This is a genomic window from Brevibacillus massiliensis (genome assembly GCF_000311785.1).
Taxonomy (GTDB): domain Bacteria; phylum Bacillota; class Bacilli; order Brevibacillales; family Brevibacillaceae; genus Brevibacillus_C; species Brevibacillus_C massiliensis.
On sequence record NZ_HE978536.1, the window covers coordinates 710,716 to 713,718 of the forward strand.

2 protein-coding genes are annotated in these 3,003 nt (G+C 58.2%); both read right to left on the bottom strand.

Going from position 1 to position 3,003, the window contains the following annotated elements:
* Positions 1–1,335: ABC transporter permease (locus HGBM_RS26900; RefSeq protein WP_051029614.1), on the bottom strand; the 1,335-nt coding region annotated here is incomplete at its 3' end.
* A 58-nt stretch (positions 1,336–1,393) separates the two neighbouring features.
* Positions 1,394–2,578, bottom strand: coding sequence for an ABC transporter substrate-binding protein (locus tag HGBM_RS07360; RefSeq protein WP_019120449.1), 1,185 nt, complete (start codon positions 2,576–2,578; stop codon positions 1,394–1,396).
* Positions 2,579–3,003 lie beyond the last annotated feature (425 nt).

The window sequence follows — 3,003 nt, forward strand, 5'->3', positions numbered from 1 at the left end:
TGGCTGGATGTTGCTGATCCCCAAAGGCCCCTGGGTGACCCCTTCCCAGTTGAGGGCGATCAGGGAAATCGCCTCGCCCAGGCCCATCGTGGCGATGGCGAGGTACTGGCCACGCAACCGGAGGGCCGGGTAACACAGCAGAACGCCGATGGCCGCCGCCAGGATCGGGGAAACCAGCAGCGACAGGGAGAACGGCAGGCCGAGGTGGCTGGTCAGGAGCGCGGAGGCGTAGGCGCCCAGCGTCACGAACCCCGCATGGCCGAGGGAGATCTGCCCGGTGGTGCCGGAGATCAGATTCAAGCTCACGGCCATCAGGCCGAACACCCAACCGATCGCCAGCACCTGCAGCGGATACGGATTCGACAAAAACGAAGGCAACGCCAAGGCAAAAACGGTGACGGCGGGCAAAAGCCACCGGGGAAAGGCGAGCGGCCGCCCCTGGGGGATGAACGTCCCGGCGGTGGGCTCGGGATTGAGAGCCCGCCGTGAGGAGATCAGCCCGTTGGGCCGAAAGAGCAGCACGCCGATGAGCAAAATGACGGCCACCAGGTTGCGGAAGCTGGATCCGAGCCAATCCACGCTGAACGCCTCCGTGATGCCCAGCACATAGGCGCCGAGGATGGCTCCCGGAACGTTCCCGAGCCCGCCGAGCAGGGCGGCGGTGGTTCCCTTGAGCGTGGCCGAAGCGCCCATCGTCGGATAGATGTTGTTGAAGTACAGCCCTACAAGCAAGCCGCTGAGTCCCGCGAAGGCGCCGGACAGGGCAAAGGAAAGGCGGCTGACCCGGTTGACGTCGATCCCCATCTGGAGCGCCGCTTCACGATCCTGCGCGGTGGCCCGCACGGCCCATCCGGCCCGGCTGCGATACAAAAACAGATGCAGAAGCAGTGCCGTCCCGACCCCGCATGCCAAAATGAAGAGATACAAAAACGAAATCGTACCTCCCCCCAGCTTGAACTGCCATTGCGGCAGAGGGCTGCGAAGCGCCTGCGTCTGGGGCCCCCATATCACCTGGGCGGTGTTGTCGATGATGAGCCCCGCCGCGATGGTGGTGAGCAGGAGTATCGTGCTTCCGGCTCGGGCGAACGGCCTGACCGCTACCCTCTCTACCAGAAGACCGAGCACAGCACTGCCGACAAGCACCAGAAGGATTGCGGGAATAAGCGGCCAGTGCAGCCAAGTGATCGCCATCCATCCGATGTAGGCGCCGACCATGTACACTGAACCGTGGGCGAAGTTGACCACGCCGGCCACGCCGTAAATCTGCGTGATGCCGATCGCTGTCAGCATATAGAGGTTGCCGATCACCAAACCGTTGATCAGTTGGTCCCACATAGCGGCTTCATGTCCCCCTTTCATAAGATCAAAGAAAACTCAGAAGAAAAAAGGATCGTCAAGGATGCCAGAGCACAAACTTGCCGTTTTGCACGATCAGTGAAAGGAAGCGCGGATTTTGCAGCCGGCGGTCGGACCCGAAGGTTGCCTTGCCGTAAAGCACCGTGTCCAGGTCCTTGATAGCCTCAAGCCCATCCCGGATCTCCTTGCGCTCCGTGCCGTACTGTTCCATGACCTGCGCCAAAATCTTGATGCCGTCATAAGCCACCGCGGAAAATGAATCCGGATCTTCATTGTATTTCTTCTGATACGCCTGCACGAAACGCTGGACTTCCGGACGCGCATCGCCGGGGTAAAACCGGGTGGCGGTGTAAATCCCTTCCACCGCCTCGCCGCCCAGCCGGATGAATTGCGGCGAATAGACGGATCCGATGGCGACGACCGTCGTGTCGAGACCGACCGATTCCCGCTGCTGGGCGATGAGTGCCCCTTCATTATAATAGGAGATCAGGATCAGGGCGTCCGGAGTAGCGTCGCGGGCCTTGGTCAGAATCGGGCGGAAATCTTTTTCGTTGGAAAGATAAGCCTCCCGCGCCACGATCTCCGCTCCCAACTCCTTGGCTTTGCTAATGAACAGATCGGCAGTGGTCTTTCCCCAGTCCGTGTTCAGATACAGAACCGCCAGCCTCTTTTTCTTCAACTCCTGCACAGCCAGGGTAGCGAGGTAAGGGGCGTCGTCCCTCTGGTTGGAAGTGTTGCTCCAGATATAGTTGCCGGTGCTCGTGAAATCGGGGTGCGAGTTGGTAATGCCCAGCTGTACCAGCCCTGCCCGCTGATAGATGGAGGAGGCCGCCATCGAAGCCGGGGAACTGAAGTCGCCGATCACCGCGACGATTTTGGAATCGGCCACAAATTTCTGGGCCACAGGCGGTGTTTGCTTGGGATCACTTTGCGTGTCCTCAAACACGTACTCGAGCGGACGGCCTTTCACCCCGCCGTTGGCGTTGATTTCTTCAAGGGCGAGGTCGAATCCCTTGCGCCATTGTTTGCCGTATTCCGCATTGTCGCCTGTGAGCGGACCGGTGACGCCGATCACGATAGGCGACTTGTTCGTTTGCGTACCGGCTCCCCCCTTGGCGTCGGTTTGGGTGTCTTTGCCGCACGCCGTCAGCAGCAGCGCGAGGGTGAGGAAAGATAACGTCATAAGCCGGACGCGGGATACGAAACGATTACGCGAAGTCATTGGGTTTCCATCCTTTCCGTTGTTCTTTTTCATTTGGTTAGTGGAACATGGCCATAAAATGTGCCGACTGCAGCCCGATTTGCAGCCATCAGCGCCTCCTTCCTTTGTAAAAATGCGTTTCCCTAAGCGGCCATCCGGCGATTCCGCGTTTGGAACCCCGTCTCTGGGAGATGGCCACAAAAAGAACAGACCACTCGCGAGGGTCTGTTCGCTTTCACTTCCAGTTGTCTGGTCAACAAAAGCTAAATCATACTAAATAGATCGGATAAGTATGAAATATAATCATTATTATATCCCTCATCAGTCGGATGTCAATATTTTTTGAGTGACTCCCAGTTCTTCGCTGGAGATATGTCCTCTACCATGGACAACACCGCCCAGTATGTGCTGTCATTTGCATATTTGATGTTAGTGATTAATCAATC

Bases quoted from the DNA above. Each gene is read 5' to 3' on its own strand.
- HGBM_RS07360 (WP_019120449.1), bottom strand. From the start codon at position 2,578: ATGACTTCGCGTAATCGTTTCGTATCCCGCGTCCGGCTTATGACGTTA.